Here is a 19,146-nt window from a genome sequence, read left to right on the forward strand (position 1 = left end):
ATATAAGCTCAACTTGATAATCTCTCTCTTTATTATCTCACCGATATTTAAAATTTACAGGCTATGTTCCTGTCCTCAAGGAGCGACCGCTGGGGACGAGTAGGGCGGGGATACAACCGTTCGCTCAGTCAAAAGATACTGTGAACAAATGAGAATGGAACTCCTCTGCTTGCTCTGCAAATGATCTTACTACCAGTATTTGAGATGCTCAGCCTGATAATCCTTGGAAAATGATAAATCGAGCACAGTAATCGTACATACCCGATAATCTTCGCCCAAAAAAGTTAGGAACTACGCTTCATGGAGTCGACCGCCATCAACTGCAATGTTCTGACCAGAGAGATAGCTCGCAGCATCACTACAAAAGAAAAGAATAGGAGCAGCAACATCCTCAAACGATGCTGGGCGGTTACGAGGGAGGTCAACCACATCAACAACACTGTTCTCAACAACAAACGGGGAGACAGTGTTGACTGTAATTCCATCGTATTGTGTATCGTAGGCTAATGCTCGAGTGAACATCAGTACAGCTTTTTTTGCTGCAAAGTAGGGAAAGTTCAAGGGCAATGAGTGGTCGTCACGTGCGTCAGCTACACCGAAGTTGATGATGCGACCCCATTCCTCCTGCCGCATTGCTGGAAGGACTCGCTGGGAACAGAGGTATGTGCCGTAGAGACATCCTTCGATAGTTCTTTTCCACTCATTGAATGAAAGCTCGTCCCAGTTTCCTCTTGGAAATGGACCAACAGTGTTAATCAGTATATCAACACTTCCGAGCGTAGATTCACAATCTTCCACCAGTGAATCAACTTCTTGAGAAACGGTTATATCTCCTTGAACAGTTGTTGCTCTGGCTCCCAAATCACGAGCAGCATCAGCAGTTTCTTCTGCCTCCGTTTTGCTTTCTCGATAATGGACAGCGACATCTGCTCCAGCGTCTGCGAGGTTGAGCAAAACCTCACGTCCGACACGCTTGGCTGACCCAGTAACAAGCGCAGTTCGACCAGTTAAGTTCGGGTTAAGATCAATCACAACTCAAGTTAGTATGTGCACCTGCAAAAACATATGCTATTCTACAACAGTACACATGTTATCTTTTTTTCACGTGAGTGCAGAGATCTGGATGCGGTTTCACAAGCTCGGCTGCTGAATCACTTACCTGCTCGCTCCATATGATCACTTCTTGAGAACGAGGACGCAGACTGTCAGAACTAAGAAGGTCGGTTGTTGTCTGGAAGTACCTTCCCTGGGTTAAGAATATTGTTTGGATCGAGTGATGACTTTACTGATTGCATTGCTTGCACTGTTTCTTGGTTATACTCAGAATCAAGGAACCCGATGATAAGGCAATTGAAGAATGACTCACTGAAGTCGAACAACGCTGTCCGATCAGCGACAATATCGCTAACACAACACCGACCAACCTCTCTGTTGCCACGCGTTGAATCGCTTCACACAGAGGATTCGCTATCCTTGTTTTATTGCAACCTCAATGGGTTGTCGTCCACACAAACTATAGGCCTATCACCAACCTGATACAGCTTGATGGTACACTGTCTTACTATTCCATCTCTTCCAAGATCTCGTCGGGATTCTGAATGTCTGCTTCGGTCTCTCCTTCTTTGATAGCTTGTGCTTCTTGCTCTATCTGTTCGAGATCAGCATTGGCTTCTTGACCTATTTCATCAAGAATTTCTTCGATATCGTCAATTCCGAGCAGTTCGCGGGTCTCCTCATCAAATCCAAGGCTATCAAGTGGTCCATCTTGTGTTTGGACATCGGAGCCAGTAAGATGCTTGCCATATCGGCCAACCAACGATGACAGTTCTTGTGGAACAATAAATGTGCTTGATTCACCCTGTCCAATTTCCTCAAGTGTTTCCATTCCTTTGTCGATCACTGCTCGTTCACCCATGGACTCAGCAGCGCGGGATGATAGTACTGTGGAAATAGCGTCACCCTGTGCTTCGAGAATCTGACTTTGCTTTTCTCCTTGTGCACGGATAATACTGGACTGTTTTTCACCTTCTGCTCGTTCAACAGCACTGCGTCGTTCACCCTGTGCTTCAAGGATCATTGCACGGCGTTTTCGCTCAGCAGACGTCTGTTTCTCCATGGCTCGTTGGACATCCTTTGATGGGTTTACCTCACGAACTTCGACTGATTCAACGCGAATTCCCCACTCGTCAGTGGGTTCATCCAATTCCTCACGAATTCGAGCGTTGATCTCTTGTCGTTTGTTCAGGGTGTCATCAAGCTCCATGTCCCCGATAACCGCTCGTAAAGTTGTCTGGGCAAGATTTGAGACTGCTTCTTTGTAGTTCTCGACTTCTAAAAATGCCTTCTTCGCATCCATTACCTTGATGTAGACGACAGCGTCTGCGGTCACTGGTGAGTTATCTCGTGTAATTGCTTCTTGTCGCGGTATATCGATTGTCTGGGTCCGCATATCGAACCGATATGTCTTGGACACAAATGGCGGGACAAAATTGATCCCTGGCTCTAATAGCTCGCGGTAGTCTCCGAGGATAGTCAATGCCCGCTTTTCGTACGCATCGACAATCTCTATGGAACTATAAATCGCTATGACAATTAACGTCAGTAGCAATATTCCAACGAATAGTGTCGTGAGTGCAACCATAGCCTACTATTCGGGAGACATCCGGGAAAGTCTTATCCTTGGCTGGATTCGCTGTACACCGTATCGCTAACCACCCTCAGTGGACGTTCCTAATTACTAATTAGCAGATACGGTTGGCGTACTTGTCTTATTTCTCATTATGCCTTGTCTGGATTGTACGCCTCAACTGAATCCACTGGATGCAGGAACGTTTGAATTTCAACCGTTCGCCCTTCTGGGTCTGTCGCAAAACACTGGTAAATATCAAACGCGTCGTTCGTTGTTGGTGGCTCCTCTACGGCTGATCCTAATTTGTCTGCCAACTGGTCAACCGCTTTCTGGTCTTTAACGAGAATCGTAATTATTCCGTCTGTTTCCGCCTTGTCCCCATCACAAAATCCAACAAGAATATTCTCGTGCTGGAGAATCGTACATCCAGCCTCCTGTTCGAGCCATACCTCCATGCCAATTTGGTTGCAATAAAAATCGACAATCTGATCGCGTCGTTCAGTCCGGAAGAAGACAATGCCACCCATGTATAACTCGTTTGGGTATCCGAATAAATGCCCATCGGCTCGACACATGTTGTGATCTTCACACACTGGGCACCTAAAGTCAAAAACGACATTAAGCAAAATACTCCACGTTTTATGTCCAAATGATAGTTTTCTCAAGTTCTCCGACTTATCAGATATGACCCTGTTCAACTGTATCTCACAGAGAATCTGTTTTTGTGTCAGCTGGAACGTCTGAACGGTCCAATGGGATTATACGCTGATATTGTCAGAAGTTTAAGAGAATATGGATCATGGCACTAACGCTGTCGTCTGTGATATGGAACTGGTCTGAGATCTGCAATTACCCCATAGGCGGCGTGTCTGACTCACCCTGTTCGGCGACATTCGATGTATGCTCGGACTCATTTGTCACAGCATATATCACTGCTGGATCATGCTCAAATAACGCCGCACTCGTTTACTGCCAACCCCGACATCGGTCTCAAGGCGACAGTTGTTCTTGATCTGAATTTCTGCAGACACCGGATCACGGTATGTTCAGACATACTCCACTCGTTGTGTCTGAACCCGATAACACTCGCGTAGATATTTATACAGAAGCCTCTCATGAAAATTAACTGCTGAGTTTCTCAGAATTACCGAAGCAGGGGTGAAAAATTGTCTCTAGGTTGTTTACGACGTTCATTGACACTTTTTTTGAACATCCACGACTACCCTTCCAACCTTTGCGAAAATACAGCGCAAACAATAGAATCTTTATTTAGTATAATACATATGATATTAATAAAATCAAAAAAAATTATTAAGAGTTGACAAAGCACATAACATAATTAATAATGCCTGCAATAAGCGGGGCCGCAGTGAACACTGATAAATCGATGTCTGAAAATAAGACAAGCTCATGGATTGGTGCGACTAGAGTTTTGGTTGGACTTTTATTGGCATACGAGCTTGCTTTCGGCGGGTGGTGGAAGCTTAATACGGATTGGATAGGCATCGGAGCGGGGGGACCACTCGCTGCTCGTGCTGCTCGTGCTGTCTCTGACGGGACATATATCTGGTATTCTGTTATTCTTGAAACCGTTGTAATTCCGTACGCTTGGGTTTGGAGCAATCTAGCACTGGCCCTTCAGTTATTGTTTGCTCTCGCTCTTTTGTTCGGGTTCTGGACCCGTCCAGCGGCAGTCATTGGAGTCCTATACTTTATGACTGTGTTCAATATGGGCACAATCCGAACCTCCCCAACATTCGCCGTTGCAATTGCTTTTTTGCTCGTTACTAATGCCGGATATCATTACGGACTTGATGCATGGATTCGACAACAATCTGGAAAGTGGGCACAGTGGTCTGACAGAATTGCTTCGTTTGGGTCAATATCTCGATCTCGGCATCCGTATATCGCTGCCTCTGCTGCCCTTATCGGATTGTACTACCTACTGACAATCCCTGAGCGAGGATATGCATTTGCTGATGGGTTGGCTCTTGTCGGAGTCGAACTCACACTACTGAGTGCTGTCGTCGCTGGTGGCTTTGCATTGGCGTACCGCGGTGCCAACGTGATTTCACTTGCTGCTGACGGACTTCGTGTCTTTATAGGATATCGGCTGCTTCATGAAGTGTTTGTTCGGATTGACCCAGGAGTAAACACTTTACCTGGATGGGCACCGCTTGAGTCACAAGAGGCAGTGTTTACAGATATCGCAGCTGCTCACATATCACCTGTTACGATATTTATTGAGGCTGTCATCCTTCCAATACTCCCTGCTTGGGTGATCTTCTTTGCAGTGATCCAGACCGTATCTGGAATTGCTTTGTTTATTGGCTACCGAACGCGTTTATTTGGATTCATTACGGTTGGCTATCTTGTTATGCTCATCGCGCTTGGATTTGTCCGGTTAGCTCCGCTGTTACTGATGAGTGCTATCCCTGCAGCCACTCTTGGTGGCAGATATGCAAGTATTGACAGTATTAATGGTCGATCACAGAACCCGATGACGGTTACATTCTCTCAACTTCCCGTCTCCTCTCAAACGATGTTATACGGTCTGAGCGTCATTTCAGTTGTTTTTGTTGTGGTAGGGCTTGTGCTTGGTGTTGAGCCAAGTGGATATAGATCAACAACAGGACAAATTAGTCTAGTAATGATTGGGTTTACTATTGCTGCTTTAGTATTCGGAGCACAGGGCTTTTCATCGCCAGAACAGACCTAACCGTTAAACGACTGACTCGAGTCAAAAAATCAGGTGAGACAGAATAAGGGAACTGTTTCTCTAGCTAGCAGATGATAACCGTAATTAAGTAATTTACCACCTGATATTGCAATCTTCTCGCACTCAAAAAGCGTACATGTCGCAAGGTACTAGACCGGTGATAACTGATAGCAGAAGGTAATACTGGGTTTAGGAGCTTTCACAGTAGACCTTTCGGGAGAGCCTTGATTGATAACTCGGGAAAATTGACCCTGTATACTTTTGATAGATAGATGTCCGCTCTATTCATGTATCCTTGAATTGCAGAAATAGCTGCTATCAGCTTCTACTCAATCCACTCGGTTTATTCTGCGTACCCTGGCCGACCCGCTAATCAATGTATATTCAACCCGACAGCAATCTTTGATTAGCGGGCTAGTATGGTTGTTACAGTCGCAATTTATGGATGCGATAATATTTGATAGGCCACTTTGTCCGGAGCTTTTGAGCTTCAGATGCAAACAGACAGACTATGTGTATTCCAAAAGTAGATCACACTGCCATTACGCGGTCGTGAGGCAAACGCCCATCTGGGGTGTAGATGAAGTCGACAATTAGGAGCCAATCAGTAATGAGAGCGCCAGTCCGACGTTTTGATTCTTTACCGATATGTAGACATGACTGTCCTAGGGTTGTTTGACCGCCTTGGTAAACGAATCATATCGGAATTCGGGCCACGCCACATCTGAGGAAATCTCTTTCGGGCCGCCGGCCGTAGATCCTGGCAAACACGGTGCCTCTGCATCCCATGTCGGGATCGGAGACGGCAGCCTGGCCCTGACAAGAGATACATCAGACCGATTGATCTGCAAACCTGAATCTCCCAACCGAGCGGTACGGTACCGTAAGGGGGGAGCCAATATCATCAATTTGTTGTCGATTCGAATTAGTCAAGCACAAGAAGTGGGCCGCTAAGCCCGCCGGTTCCAATCGAGCTAATCAACCAGACTACTATCAGGATGATCACACCGATTACAACGAGTTTTCGAGCAAACCGATTATGATGCGTGCGATCACGAGCCCTAAGATTACGAGCACAAAGACTCCGACGAGAAACGCGGCCGGGCCCATGAACAACGGCGCCACTATGGCTACCCCGGGTATCATTCTTCATCTTCATACTCGACAGTGATTCCATCAGCGACCGGTTGGAGTACGTACCCGTCAGCTTCTCTACGCTTAACAGGCGTGAAATCTCCTGTAAAGACTGTGCGGGTATCTTCCCGGATCTCGAATGACTGGTTAAATGTCAGTGGTGCCTCTCCTGGCACCTCAACGGTCGCGTCAGAGCCATCCTCAAGCGTCGCATCAATCTCATCAATATCCAACTGCAGGAAATCATAGGTCGCCACATTGAGTTCACGCTCGTCGATAAGCTGGGTGGTCTCATCCTGTAATTCGACTAAGTCGGCTTGCTGAGCCTCATCGTATTCGTAGTACTCACGGTTGGCTGGCTCTTCGTTATCTTCGTCACCGGCCTCTGCTTCTTCTGGGCCGAGCCACATGCCGACAATCGTCACAATGCAGGACGCGAAATCGGCAATATCACCAGGCTGATCGGTAACTTGTGTTGCAAGCGTTCCGGTGGCGTCATCTCCGAAACATCCCGCGAGCGACGCCATCCCTGCAGCAGTACTGGTGGCGATCAAATATGTTCGTCTACTGGCTGACTTCTCTTTTTCATCCATTGTTAATATTTTATATTTATCCGATGCTAATACTTATGAATATTCCTTAAGATTATCTCTCTCAGACGAGTATAGCCATCGTGATCGTTGTCGTTGACTGCGGCGTATACTGGGTGTCCGATTACTGTTGTACTACAATGGTATCGCTGTGGCGACATTAGCGGAGAGGGCAGCAACCTCAGTTGAATTGGCATTGGAGACGAGGGTACTGATTGTTTCTCCTAGACTAGTTTCGCTCACACTGATGCTATCAAGTACGTCACTCACGAACTCCGGTACTGCGTCTGGAAGGCCCTCAGCTGGGCCTTGACTCGGGGATTGATTCTCTGCGTTCTGTACTGCATTGTTCGCGTCTTCTGGTTGCGTCATTGCATCCGATAAAACACGATCGGTAGGGATAAAAGGGAAATACCATATCGTCGGATTAACCCGAGTATGATCGATTTTTACCTGAGTTAGTTCCCTTTTGCTCCATTTTTATCAAGCAAACAGTCGGTTACGAATTATGGGCTTCTGTTTAGCAATATAACTTTGAGATCCTCTTCGTACGCGCTCTGGTTGGACTGCATATTTGGCGAACGCTACGATATTTCGTCGAAGCTGATCAGTGGTAGATAACGGCTATGCTCCGGGTTCGAGTGTTTTTTATGGCCGTCACGATAGGTTTTGGTCTACTTTGGATTACTATTGTTTACCGTACCGCTACACCTCTCACGTCACTGCTAGTGTCCTTTAACCAGATTCGATGGCCACAGTACGGGCATCGGATGTTTAATCTATCGCTGTACTGGCCAGGGATAACTTCTTTTTTACATCTTACACAAGTGTAGTTCATGGCTAATCGTGGAAATTGAGGTATTGATCTGTTGCTCGTCTGCGGTAGTTATTTGACTGGTAACTCCGAGAGGACTCTTTCCCGATTTGGGGGACATGAGTAACTGATTTATCTTTCAACATTGTATCCATGCTCTTTGAGAATTCCCGGCAACGCATCGCGGTGATCCCCTTGGAGTTCAATCCGGCCATCCTCGACGGTACCGCCGGCGGCGACTTGTGATTTAAGATCAGAAGCAAGGGATGAGATATCGGTTTGGTCCATGTCAAACCCTTCGACAATCGTTACTGCTTTTCCGTACCGTCGTTCTTCAGTTTGTATTCGGAGTGACTGCTCGGATTTTGAGAGGTCACTGTTACTATCAAGTTCCTCAAGCAGTTCATCGATCGTGTCGTCTTTCACATATTAAATTAGGTGTCTATATTATTAACTCTGATGGACAAAAAAGTGATATTAGATCAAAAGTGTGTTGACTCAGCCAACTAAGTATCGAAGAAAATTGGAAACAAGACACTCGTAGGCGTATGATTTGATCGAGGGACTGAGCGACGCAAGCATTATCTATAATGCAGATACCAGTCTTGGATTATTAGCCACAGCAGTATCAAGACGGAAATCCCCCCGTTTACAGGTGTGGATGAAGTCAATAACTGTGATCTGATTCACACTCGTCGCTCTGGCCGGATATTCCAGAGTATCTATAGGGTAATCTTTGTCCGACTCAAATCACTCGATGACGACATAAAACAACGGCAACTCCGAGTCATTGGGTGAGATCCACAGAGAACCCACCGGCAGATAGGGGCAGCGGCTGCCTGAATCAGACAGCGCTTTGTTGACCGCAAAACTATAATCTCCCGCCCCAAGCGGCATCGGGGGAATCCCATTACATCAGTTGCGTGGAAGAAGTAAAGACGGGGAACGTGATGGATATGTTCCTTCCGTTGACGTTGATAAATTCCGACATATAGCCAGCTGAAAAACATCTGTAGAGAAAGCCGACACCCATATTGACTATGACATTTGAGGATACAGATATATCTGCACACCTCATCAAACGGTTTCGAGACGAACCAGACTGATATCGACCAGCCTATTTAAGAAGTATGAGAACAGCAATCTCAAGAAGTTCCATGGCACACGGTATGTTGTTGGCCACATGGGAAAGGAGCAAACCCCAATCATAAGTGATCTCCTGGCCGTACAAGGCCTGACACAGCTTGTTGAGTTCAAGAACGCTATACTGTTATCAGAGATCGCTGCCCCACTGAAATGTATTCATGTGGGGATTTCGGTGAAACAACAACGCGACAGCTCATTGGCCATCTTGACCAGCAGCCAGACGGACTTGATAAGTGCTTAGAAGAGATGGCCGAACTATCTGATGTCCCACCGCATCTGGTGGTAGCTGCTGAAGACCTTCACTGTAGGAGCTGGATATCTAAATATAAGCTCTATATTGTCGGCGAAGTTGATTGTTACAATAACCAGAGCGAATGGACCTGATTTATATGCCATCGATACAAGGCCTGCGACATTTGTAACCTCCATGTCCAAAACCAAATCGAAAGCTTCGGAATATACATTTAAATATGCTGTACCTATCTATCTTTGAATTGAACTGAGCCCAAAACTTAAATACTCTATATATCGACACCCTGATCCTTGTCTATAGTAAATTTCTGCTGCCGAAATCCATGACAAATATGGGCAAATCACCTTTATACTGTTCCTTTGCTGTAAATTTATAGATATTCAACATATCTCAGATCCTTTCTTTGATTCGTACCTTGTAGAGAGTGGAGGTCATGTTTGAGAATCTGTATTGCTATGAGCTATACAATAGTTTGTATTATGAATAAAATAAATCAATATTACTACATTATTGTCGCTAATACTGGCGCTCTTATAATGTCGTATTATAAATATTACTTTTATTTTCTCACATTGAGTTGATACAGAGGGAGATTAGCTTTTGACTACAGTAATTTCCCACGTATGGGAAAACCATCATTTGGGTCCGTCCAAGCAGAGCCAACACTAGTAGTTGCTGACATAACTCCTGTTGATGGTTGCCCTGTCCTTGAGATTTCAGGTAATATTATTTCTATTCAACGCGCAACACGACAAGACCATACACTCTGTGAATGCATCATTCAAACACAAGATTCGCAACTAAGTGCTAAAAAATACAATATTCCGGAAGACGCTCAATGTTTTTGCCGACAGTTGGATTGTATTGGATGTCCACCACACGTTCGTAGTGTATCAGGAGACATAATTCGCATTGAACTATATCTTCCTAACCGCAGATTTCTTCGGAGAATCCTTTCTGAAATTGAAGCTAGTACTGATTCAGTTGATATAATAAGCATCACAAATGAACGTTCGGAGAGACCTTCTGACTTGACCCGGGTTAAGCTTGATAGATTAACAACAAAACAGAAAGAGGCTCTCAAAGTTGCAACTAAGAATGGGTATTTCTCTGATCCGCGATCCGTTAACATGGAAGAACTTGCGTCACAGCTTGGGATTACTGCTTCTGCATTTGCAAAGCGACTTAGATCTGCCCAACGACAAGTTTTTACACAGCTTTATTAGTACCAGATATTGGTTAATGATACCGTGTACCATATAAATTGTTTCACATATTGAAGTGAATTCTTACTGACTCTTTGCATAAATGAATAACGTATTTGATGACTAATCAACCCGATCAGCAGGCAAGTGATCGTACTGATAACTCTGGTGAAACTTCGCGTCGAAGGTTTCTTCGCGGGTCTGTTGTGGGTGTTGGAGCCTTCTCAGCGGTAGCAGCCGCTGGGCTTATACGAACGCATGAGGTTGCAGCTGAAGTGCCTGATTCTGAGGGATACCTCGTGGTTGATTCAGAGATGTGTACAAATTGCAAAACTTGCATGTTAACATGCTCATCTGTCAATGAGGGGGAAGCGAGCCTCTCAAAGGCACGACTTCAGGTTACTGAAGACCCGCATGGAGTTGGAATGGAGTCAAGCAGAGCGTTTCCACATGATATTGAGGTAAACCAGTGCCGACAATGCGAAGAGGCACCTTGCGTTGATGTTTGTCCCACAAATGCACTCTATGCTGACGAGGAATCCGGCAATGTTCGACAAATCGAACAAGAGAAATGTGTTGGTTGTCGGCAGTGCATCGAGGCATGCCCTGTAGTTCCAACTAGAATTACTTGGACTATTGATGATCAAGTGGCTCAAAAGTGTGACTTGTGTACCAAATCTCCCAACTGGGATCAAGAGGGAGGTGTAGATGGAGATCAAGCATGTGTTGAAGTGTGTCCTATGGGATGTATCGAATATACAGAAGAGAAGCCAACTCAGGTCGGTGATGAGGGATACGATGTTAATCTGAAACGAGAGAATTGGCAAGAAAACTTTGCCGTCGGAGTTGACGGGGAGGAACCACCATGATTGGGCACGCAGGCAACATCCTTTACGTGAATCTAACTGACCGTACTGTGGATAAAATACCGACAGAAGCGTACAGCGAGTGGGTTGGAGGCCAAGGATTAGCATCAGCACTCATCTTTGACCTGATAGATGACTGGTCGACAGGCCCCTATGACCCGGAAAACGTGTATACAATTATGTCTTCCCCACTTGGAGGACTCCCAGTTCCACAAGGCCCTGGCGGCCGTACAAATCATAATTTCATTGGAGCCCAGCCATATCCCACTGAGTGGTACACTCGAAGTGGCATGGGTGGCCGACTGGGAGGGATGCTAAAGATGGCTGGCTACGATGGTATCGCCATACAGGGAAGCGCCAATGATCCTGTCTGGATCAATATTATTGATAATGAGGTGACCATTGAGAATGCAGACGACCTGTGGGGTCTTGACACATACGAGACACAAGCACAGATTTGGTCCCGATTACATGAGTCGTCCTCAAACTGGGAGCGACACAATAATAGCTCACGATCTTCACAGCGATCTGCGATCGCCACCATCGGACCTGGAGGCGAGAATTTAAGTCGGAACGCTGCCATCATCCATGAATCTGGCAGCGGTGCTGGCCAGGGAGGTGGCGGTGCAGTGTGGGGATCAAAGAATCTCAAGGCAATCAGTGTGCTCGGAACGGGCGCTGTTGAGATCGCTAACCCAGGAGAATTAATTGAATCTAGAAAGTGGATGATAGAAAATTATGGATACGATGTTGAATCTCCAGAGACATTAGGTGATCGACAGATTCCCCGCGAGGCTCGTCAACTTGATCGACACCCAGCCTCGCATGCAATTGGAGTCGCTGGAATTCAGTCTGGGCTTGGCTGTATGGGCTGTCACGCAAGTTGTCGATCTCGGACAGAAACAGGAAAAGGAAGAGGAAGCCAATGTGTCGACGTGGGGGCCGGAGTTATAGATAAAGAAGGCACTGAGGAACTAAACCGCGACTCGGATAATGTGCAAAAATACGGGATTAATGCATGGACGGCATCTGATCTGGGATATCTATATTCCTTATATCAGCTGGGATTCTTTGGTGAGGACGGTGAAATGAATCCTGATCTTCCATGGAACGAGTATGGTGATGCCTCATTTGCAGAAGAGGTGTACGAAAAAATCGCTAACCGGGAAGGTATTGGTGACGACCTTGCTGAAGGAATGGTTAGAGCTGCCAAAGAGTGGGGAAGACTTGAGCAAGACCTTGCGACTGGTGAGTTAGCATATGAGAACTGGGGATATTCATCACACTATGACAACCGGGCATTTACATCAACATGGGGATATCCAAGCATACTGACATCAAGAGACGTGAACCAGCACCTGTTCGTTTATGACTTGTGGTGGATGCCATATAACTGGGAAATTGAAGGAGAATCTCCACCGGTATCGGCCTCAGAATCGGCTGAGCTTATTCAAAATAAAACACTTCCCCATGAGGTAATGCCAGACTACAGCACATCAGCAATATACGGACAAAACGGAATTGAGACCACTGACTGGATTTTACAGTATTCACGGTTCTGGACCAACTCGGTCCAATTCTGCTCACAGGCACTTCCTGATTTGATTAATGGACATGCTGAGAACTATGATGGGGCTACTCCAGAAATTGAGCCCCGTTTTTTCAATGCTGTAACTGATGAGGATTTGACTTTCGAAGACGGAATGGAAATTGGAGATCGTATTCTCCATTTAGATCGGGCAATCTGGACGCTGCAAGGCCGACATCGTGATCAAGAAGTTTTCCCCGACTATATTTATGAAGTCGAGAACCGACAAGGGCCATTTCCAGTTCAGACAGACGACGGGTGGGAGTACGAGTATATTGAACGTTCTTTAGACCGGTCTCAGGTAGAAGAATGGAAAACAGAATTCTATGAGTACAAAGGATGGGATGTCGACACTGGACGACCAACAAGAGAGTCACTGGAGGAACATGATCTGGGCTATGTGGCTGATAAACTAGAGGAGAAAGACGTCCTTCCAAGGTGATCAACAATGCAACTACAACAACCATCTCCAGAACTTGCCAGACAGATTCTTTCAGACGTACCGTATGAAGATCGACTAACAGCATATAAGATGCGACATGGACCTGGACCACAGCGTCGGAGGCTTTACTCGCTTGAAGAAACTTCTGAATTTCTGTCGATCGATGATGGTGATACTCTACAGCAACTTGGTGGAAAAGGCTCTGTCACAGATATTGATTTTGTGGAACTGCAAGACTGGGTTGCTGAAGTTATTGGTGACCAAGAACTCGCTGCAGCGATTCATAACGAAATTGTGGATGCAGACTGCTATCGAGAAAAGCTACAGCGTATCCAGCCCCTCCTCAAGTCACGAGTCGAACAATCTAAGAAAGTGGTGAATACTCATGGCGACTGAAGAATCTACCTCACCCGATAGCTCGAAAAGTGCTCCTGAGCAGTTACTCGGTTCTGTAGAAAACTCTATCTCTAAAGGAACTAAGCATCTTATTGTTGCTGGCTTAATCCTTGGTGCAGTCGTTACTGGCATTTATATCGCGTGGACGAATAGCCAACTGTATACATTTGATACTGGATTCGCACTAGCCAATCAATATGATATGCTCTTTGACACAGCAACATGGGCATTCCCCGCGGCTGCTTCCGTTGGGCTGATTGGCGGTGGAATCGCGTCTCTCGCTTCTCGCCCTCACTCGGTTACAGCAACTAAAATTGAACGGCACAAACCGTTTGGGACATTCCTCGAGCACTGGGTCATGGCAGCTGGACTTGTCCTTTTTGTTATTTCCTACTTTGCACTTGGATTTCTGATGTTCCCACGGCTTGTGACATCGACTGAATCAGTTGGATTTGCGATTAATCTCCATTTCATCGGGGGTGTTTTTATTGCGTTTGCCGCCTCCTACCATGTTGCTAGTGTCATTATGGGATCTAGACAATTTCTCTTCCCGACTATCTCTGATTTGAAGATGATTCCTGCAGATCTGAAATCAACATTGCATAGCAGTGATCAACCTCCAGCAACAGGACAGTACCGACCGATGCAGAAAGCTGTCTACTCAATCTGGGCTGTGACGTTAGCTATAGTATCCATTGCTGCTGGGATTCGTATTTTCCCATATATCATCGGTTCTGGACCGATATATGGAACAGCCGTCACAGCGCAAGGAATTCTCACCTTAATAATAACTGTATTACTGATTGGTCATATCGCTTACTACACGTTAATCCCGTCGAACCGACCACTACTCATGTCTATGCTTACTGGCTGGTTGCCCCGTGAGTACGCAGAAAAGTACCATGACAACTGGACTAAGCAGCTGGATCAAAAACAGGATCAGTAGACCACAAAATAAAGAGTTGCCATACAATGTAGTAGCATTCACTTTACTTTTTATTTTAAATAAAACGAAAATAGGCTTAACTACGTGATCTTAGCATTTTATACAGTAATTCTACAGGGATACTGTGTTGCATAGAGCACTATGACAGACTCACAATAGCATTGTTATCTCGCGAAGTCTCGGTAAACACGGAATGGGCATAACTGCTCTTATATACGTACAGCAGTGGAAATTGAATTATCTACTCCTGATCGAGCTATATACGGAGTATGTTGGAGAAGAGGCGTATCAAATTTCCGGACATACAAGAGTATGACTGAATTGAAATTCCCAATTACGGACGAAAGAAATACTCTAAAAGCACAGTGGGCGTTATGTTATGCTGGTGAACATCCAATTGAACCATTGGTTATGGATACCAACTTATGATAACGCTAACTCTCAAATCGGATTCAGAGACAGTGGGTTGGCTCCAATAAGAATTAACACACACTTCCGGATCTAGCTGGGAGAAGGAGTCAAACTAAGACACTAGGCTTCTGTTGAACGTGACGCTTGTACTAGATTTGGCATTTCCTGTGAGGATTAGACTGCATACAGCATAGCTCATCAGCTCTGCCGACCTTTTCGTAGCAATTACTGTTGTGCTTGGCACTGTGCTGAACGGAGAGTGTATGTCAACGTGAACACGGCTGTTCTGACGGGTGGAACATATTATTTTCCTTTGTCGGATAGAATAGCAACTCTTGAATAAAGATACCACAGTTGGATTACTAATCCGAAGAACGGAATCATGATCGTAATCTCTGGAACCCGTTCAACAGGGTTTTTTCCTGCTGTTGTATTGTCACCAGCAAAACGCCGAGTGTCTATCGTAATCAATATCCAGAGCAATAGTTGAAGAAGTAAAAGTGATATTAGAACTGCTGGTATCAATCCATTCATTACCATATATTAATGACGCCGGAGTATAATCAGTGTGTGGGCATTCACCGGATTCCCGCTTGCATTTACACACACAGTTCCTGTTAACACTAAAGAAAGTAACCAAAGTCAATTCTCCTCAAATATAACTGCTATTCTACTGAGATAGTCGAGCGTATGCGCCATCCTCAACGTTTGTCCGCTGGATCTCTTTAGGTCATCGGAGCACTGCCGTTCATCAGCTAACATTGGTAGCATTTTCTCTTACTTTGATGTACAGCGTACTCGCGCTGGACTCCAGGATAACACCCCGTGTGCGAAATGAAATTGAAGCGGCCAGTGATATATATCGATATTAAGTTGAACCCATGTGATAATCCTGTCAATATCTAATGTATAGGCGGTTGAGGCAACTGCTCAGGGGCTTGACCCTGGAGAAGTTCACTCATTGGATGTCAGTCATACACTGATCCCCAGCTGGTTAGTACAGTGCTTACGTAATCAGTATAATATGTGACCTTCCCGGCGGCTTCAGGTAGTTTTATACTGTCGGAAAATAGAAATTAAGCTATCGGGAGACACTTGTTTCTGATTGCGGATCAGGATCAGTGAGAAGTTGCAGGCCGGTGTGACCGCACCGACCTGCGACGGCTCCCGTAGGTGCGTACGGAAGCCATGCAGAGAATTACGCTACGAGACTATCAAAGTCTCGCACGAACAGGTGTATCGCTAGCACATACCATCACCACCAACCCAGCACAGCAGCCTGCTTTTGCTACTACCAGAGGTGGTTGTGATGAGTGATCTCGTTTCACGAGTTGACGCGCTTGAATCACAAGTGATCAAACTATCTGATCAACTTCAGGCCAAAGACGCACAGATTGACTCGCTGAAAGACGAGATTACAGAACTCAAAGAAGCAAATGAGGAATTACGTGAAGAAAACGACGAGTTACGCGATGAACTTGAAGAAACGAATGAAGAATTGGATGAGATCAATTCGACAATGATTGATATTGAATCTAAACAAGAAGGTTGGGTCACAGAGTGGATCGACCAGTACCGAGACATGCTCTGTGAACTGCACAGCAAAGAACTGCAAAAGGGCAGTAAACTCCGGAAAGACCACGTCATGCCAGATCTGCTGCCAGACGGGCCTGACCAATTAAAAACAATCAAGCGAGACGGTGAAGTCTTCTACAAAGCCAAAGACCTTCCAGATGATATCGAAGCAAACGGCCCTGATGCCCTTCCATATGAGGATCTACTGCCAATTCAGAAATTAAACCGGATGGACGAGGATACGTTTAATCGAACGACAAATTCAGATGCTGAGGAGTTGGCAGCGGAACTGTGGGCTTCCCGTGGAGAGCGACATAGTCCGTGGAAACGTGGGTGTAAAAACGTCCGTGAGTATGTGTCTGCATCTGATCTAAAGATGTGGATTATTCGAGAACGATCAGATGTATCGCAGGAATACGCGAAGAAACTGGTATCCCGTATTATTGACGTGATGCATATGCTGACCCGAAATCGAATTCAGGTGAAGAAAAAGACACGTCGAACGGATGGGTTGACCTATCAGGAGCGACGCATCATTATCCCGGATGACGCAGAGATTCCCGGAGAATCATCCCCGACAGATACCGATCAATCTAGTCCGGGGACAAGTGTCGTCACCGGATGAACATGTCCCCGGGGCAAATTCCACCCCTGAGAAGGGTTAATCTCTCAGGCAACTAACCAAATTATGTTAGTGCGGTTATGTTAGTGTCGTACGGTTAGTTGTATGTACGTTCTAGCAAACGACGAGCAACGACGAAAGAGGGGGACGGGGCTAGAGGTCCCTTCCGGTGACGACACCTGTCACCGGAAGCGTGGTTCACATGATCTTCTCTATTTAGCTCGTAATCAATTTGTCCCGGGTAATTTATGCCGCCGATTGTCACATCACCGCTCGTCCAAACGGCAGCCGGCCGCATCGTCTGGATATCTTCTCTAGTCCGTTTCCGGTCTGTCGTAACTATTCGTATGTCTGTCAAACCGGTATCAGACGTGTACTAAACAGTATCAAGAAGATTAAGCGCTTATTGAGTTAGCTCGTGTTGAATGAGATGATGTCAGCTCTTTGGAGGAAGTTTTACAAGACGGAATACGTAGTATATGACTGAATGGAGTTGACGTTCGAGCGAGGAACAATTGCCATTGACGCTGAGCATACCGTTCCATATTCAAAGTGGGACGATCGAACCGGAACCAACCGTGCTCCCGGGTTCCGATACCACGACATCACGAACTATCTTACAGATTCGGGAATTTCATACAAAGACAATGTGCTTGATCTGGTACCGTCACCAGAACTGTCCAGTGGCATTGAGCTACGCCCGTACCAACAGAACGCTCTGCAACGCTGGCTGACTGACTGCCGTGGTGTGCTTGTTTTACCGACCGGTGCCGGCAAGACCTATATTGGAATGCAGGCTGTTGAAGAAGTCAACGCTCCGGCATTTGTCGTCGTCCCCACGCTCGATTTAGTTGATCAATGGATTGAGGAGCTCCAAACATTTGACATCAACATTGGGGAATACACAGGCCGGGAAAAACAAATCGAGCCGATCACAGTCTCTACATATGACTCTGCGTATAACCACGCTGAGAAGCTAGGAAATCAGTTTAAACTCATCGTGTTCGATGAGGTTCACCACCTTGCAGCAGAGGGTTATCGGCAGATTGCCGAATTGTTTGCTGCACCATGCCGTCTGGGACTAACCGCCACATACGAACGCGAAGATGAGAAACACGAAGCTTTGACCGAATTGCTAGGCGGCAAGGTCTACGAGATTGAGACTGAGGACTTGACTGGCGAATATCTCTCCGAGTACACAGTCGAACGCATCACCGTGGAGCTAACTCCCGAGGAACGTAGCGCATACGACGAACACGTTGAAACTTTTCGGGATTATCTTCGGTTGACAAACATCACAATGCGTGGTCCTCAGGACTTCCAAAAAGTTGTGCTGCGAAGCGGAAGTGATCCACGCGCGTGGCAGGCGGTTCGTGCTCGTAACGAAGCGCGGCAGATTGCGTACAATTCTGAGGGTAAAATTGATGAATTAGCCACTCTGTTAGACCGGCACCGTGAGGATCGAGTTATTATTTTTACTCGATACAATGACCTTGTTCACCGGGTTTCTGATCGATTTTTTATTCCTCCGATTACTCATAAGACAGGTAAAGACGAACGCCGCCGGATACTGCAACGGTTTCGAGATGGTACGTACTCGGCAATTGTTAGCTCACAGGTATTAGACGAAGGTGTTGATGTGCCGGATGCAAACGTTGGTATCATCCTGAGTGGTACGGGCAGCAGCCGTCAGTACCGTCAGCGCCTTGGAAGAATTCTCCGTCCTTCTGGTGATGTTGCTCAGCTATATGAACTCGTTTCCAGTGGCACCGGTGAAATCAGAACATCGTCCAGACGGAAAGTCTAATCT

At 46.0% G+C, this 19,146-nt stretch carries 18 protein-coding genes; 9 read left to right on the forward strand and 9 right to left on the reverse strand.

Annotated elements, in window-relative coordinates; genetic code table 11:
* Positions 1-291: 291 nt before the first annotated feature.
* The 4 genes from K0C01_RS10430 to K0C01_RS10445 all read right to left on the reverse strand — a co-directional run bounded on the left by K0C01_RS10430 (position 292) and on the right by K0C01_RS10445 (position 3,156).
* Positions 292-1,032 carry an SDR family NAD(P)-dependent oxidoreductase gene (locus K0C01_RS10430; protein WP_259372367.1) on the reverse strand — a complete coding sequence of 247 codons (741 nt, stop codon included), beginning with the start codon at positions 1,030-1,032 and terminating at the stop codon, positions 292-294.
* Positions 1,033-1,211: 179 nt separating this feature from the next.
* On the reverse strand, positions 1,212-1,379 hold the full coding sequence (locus K0C01_RS13100) for an FAD-linked oxidase C-terminal domain-containing protein (RefSeq protein ID WP_221169638.1): 168 nt from the start codon (positions 1,377-1,379) through the stop codon (positions 1,212-1,214).
* Positions 1,380-1,561: 182 nt separating this feature from the next.
* Complete coding sequence (locus K0C01_RS10440) at positions 1,562-2,641, reverse strand: SPFH domain-containing protein (RefSeq protein WP_221169639.1); 1,080 nt, start codon at positions 2,639-2,641, stop codon at positions 1,562-1,564.
* Between the two features lie 137 nt (positions 2,642-2,778).
* Positions 2,779-3,156, reverse strand: a complete 378-nt coding sequence (locus K0C01_RS10445) for a VOC family protein (protein WP_221169640.1) — start codon at positions 3,154-3,156, stop codon at positions 2,779-2,781.
* Between the two features lie 860 nt (positions 3,157-4,016).
* On the opposite strand from K0C01_RS10445, the gene K0C01_RS10450 reads away from it, so the two are divergent.
* Positions 4,017-5,348, forward strand: a complete 1,332-nt coding sequence (locus tag K0C01_RS10450) for a hypothetical protein (RefSeq protein ID WP_221169641.1) — start codon at positions 4,017-4,019, stop codon at positions 5,346-5,348.
* Between the two features lie 1,142 nt (positions 5,349-6,490).
* Here the strand turns inward: K0C01_RS10450 and K0C01_RS10455 are convergent.
* The 4 genes from K0C01_RS10455 to yciH form a co-directional block, all read right to left on the reverse strand.
* Complete coding sequence (locus K0C01_RS10455; protein WP_221169642.1) at positions 6,491-7,075, reverse strand: DUF4382 domain-containing protein; 585 nt, start codon at positions 7,073-7,075, stop codon at positions 6,491-6,493.
* 132 nt (positions 7,076-7,207) lie between these two features.
* Entirely contained in the window at positions 7,208-7,444 is a 237-nt protein-coding gene (locus K0C01_RS10460; RefSeq protein ID WP_221169643.1) for a hypothetical protein, read from the reverse strand.
* Positions 7,445-7,766: 322 nt separating this feature from the next.
* The gene (rpoP, locus tag K0C01_RS12840; protein WP_255568288.1) at positions 7,767-7,910 is read right to left on the reverse strand and encodes an Rpo12/RPC10 RNA polymerase subunit family protein; all 144 of its coding nucleotides are present in this window, start codon (positions 7,908-7,910) and stop codon (positions 7,767-7,769) included.
* Between the two features lie 108 nt (positions 7,911-8,018).
* Complete coding sequence (gene yciH / locus K0C01_RS10465) at positions 8,019-8,312, reverse strand: stress response translation initiation inhibitor YciH (protein WP_221169644.1); 294 nt, start codon at positions 8,310-8,312, stop codon at positions 8,019-8,021.
* Positions 8,313-9,182: 870 nt separating this feature from the next.
* On the opposite strand from yciH, the gene K0C01_RS10470 reads away from it, so the two are divergent.
* From K0C01_RS10470 to K0C01_RS10495, 6 genes are all read left to right on the forward strand, one after another.
* Positions 9,183-9,416, forward strand: a complete 234-nt coding sequence (locus K0C01_RS10470; protein WP_221169645.1) for a hypothetical protein — start codon at positions 9,183-9,185, stop codon at positions 9,414-9,416.
* A gap of 492 nt (positions 9,417-9,908) precedes the next feature.
* Entirely contained in the window at positions 9,909-10,511 is a 603-nt protein-coding gene (locus K0C01_RS10475) for a helix-turn-helix domain-containing protein (RefSeq protein ID WP_221169646.1), read from the forward strand.
* Positions 10,512-10,609: 98 nt separating this feature from the next.
* The gene (locus tag K0C01_RS10480; RefSeq protein WP_221169647.1) at positions 10,610-11,359 is read left to right on the forward strand and encodes a 4Fe-4S dicluster domain-containing protein; all 750 of its coding nucleotides are present in this window, start codon (positions 10,610-10,612) and stop codon (positions 11,357-11,359) included.
* Complete coding sequence (locus K0C01_RS10485) at positions 11,356-13,386, forward strand: aldehyde ferredoxin oxidoreductase N-terminal domain-containing protein (protein WP_221169648.1); 2,031 nt, start codon at positions 11,356-11,358, stop codon at positions 13,384-13,386. Before K0C01_RS10480 ends, K0C01_RS10485 begins: the two co-directional genes overlap by 4 nt.
* Positions 13,387-13,392: 6 nt before the next feature.
* A complete protein-coding gene (locus K0C01_RS10490; protein ID WP_221169649.1) occupies positions 13,393-13,782 on the forward strand; it encodes a hypothetical protein in 390 nt (129 codons plus the stop codon).
* Entirely contained in the window at positions 13,772-14,728 is a 957-nt protein-coding gene (locus K0C01_RS10495; RefSeq protein ID WP_221169650.1) for a cytochrome b/b6 domain-containing protein, read from the forward strand. The genes K0C01_RS10490 and K0C01_RS10495 overlap by 11 nt, the downstream gene beginning before the upstream one ends.
* Positions 14,729-15,442: 714 nt before the next feature.
* On the opposite strand, the gene K0C01_RS10500 is transcribed toward K0C01_RS10495, so the two are convergent.
* Entirely contained in the window at positions 15,443-15,673 is a 231-nt protein-coding gene (locus K0C01_RS10500; protein ID WP_221169651.1) for a hypothetical protein, read from the reverse strand.
* Positions 15,674-16,448: 775 nt separating this feature from the next.
* On the opposite strand from K0C01_RS10500, the gene K0C01_RS10505 reads away from it, so the two are divergent.
* Together K0C01_RS10505 and K0C01_RS10510 are read left to right on the forward strand one after the other, a co-directional pair.
* Complete coding sequence (locus K0C01_RS10505) at positions 16,449-17,339, forward strand: coiled-coil domain-containing protein (protein WP_221169652.1); 891 nt, start codon at positions 16,449-16,451, stop codon at positions 17,337-17,339.
* Between the two features lie 484 nt (positions 17,340-17,823).
* Positions 17,824-19,143 carry a DEAD/DEAH box helicase family protein gene (locus K0C01_RS10510; RefSeq protein ID WP_221169653.1) on the forward strand — a complete coding sequence of 440 codons (1,320 nt, stop codon included), beginning with the start codon at positions 17,824-17,826 and terminating at the stop codon, positions 19,141-19,143.
* Positions 19,144-19,146 lie beyond the last annotated feature (3 nt).

Source organism: Salinarchaeum sp. IM2453 (assembly GCF_019693215.1).
Lineage (GTDB): Archaea > Halobacteriota > Halobacteria > Halobacteriales > Salinarchaeaceae > IM2453.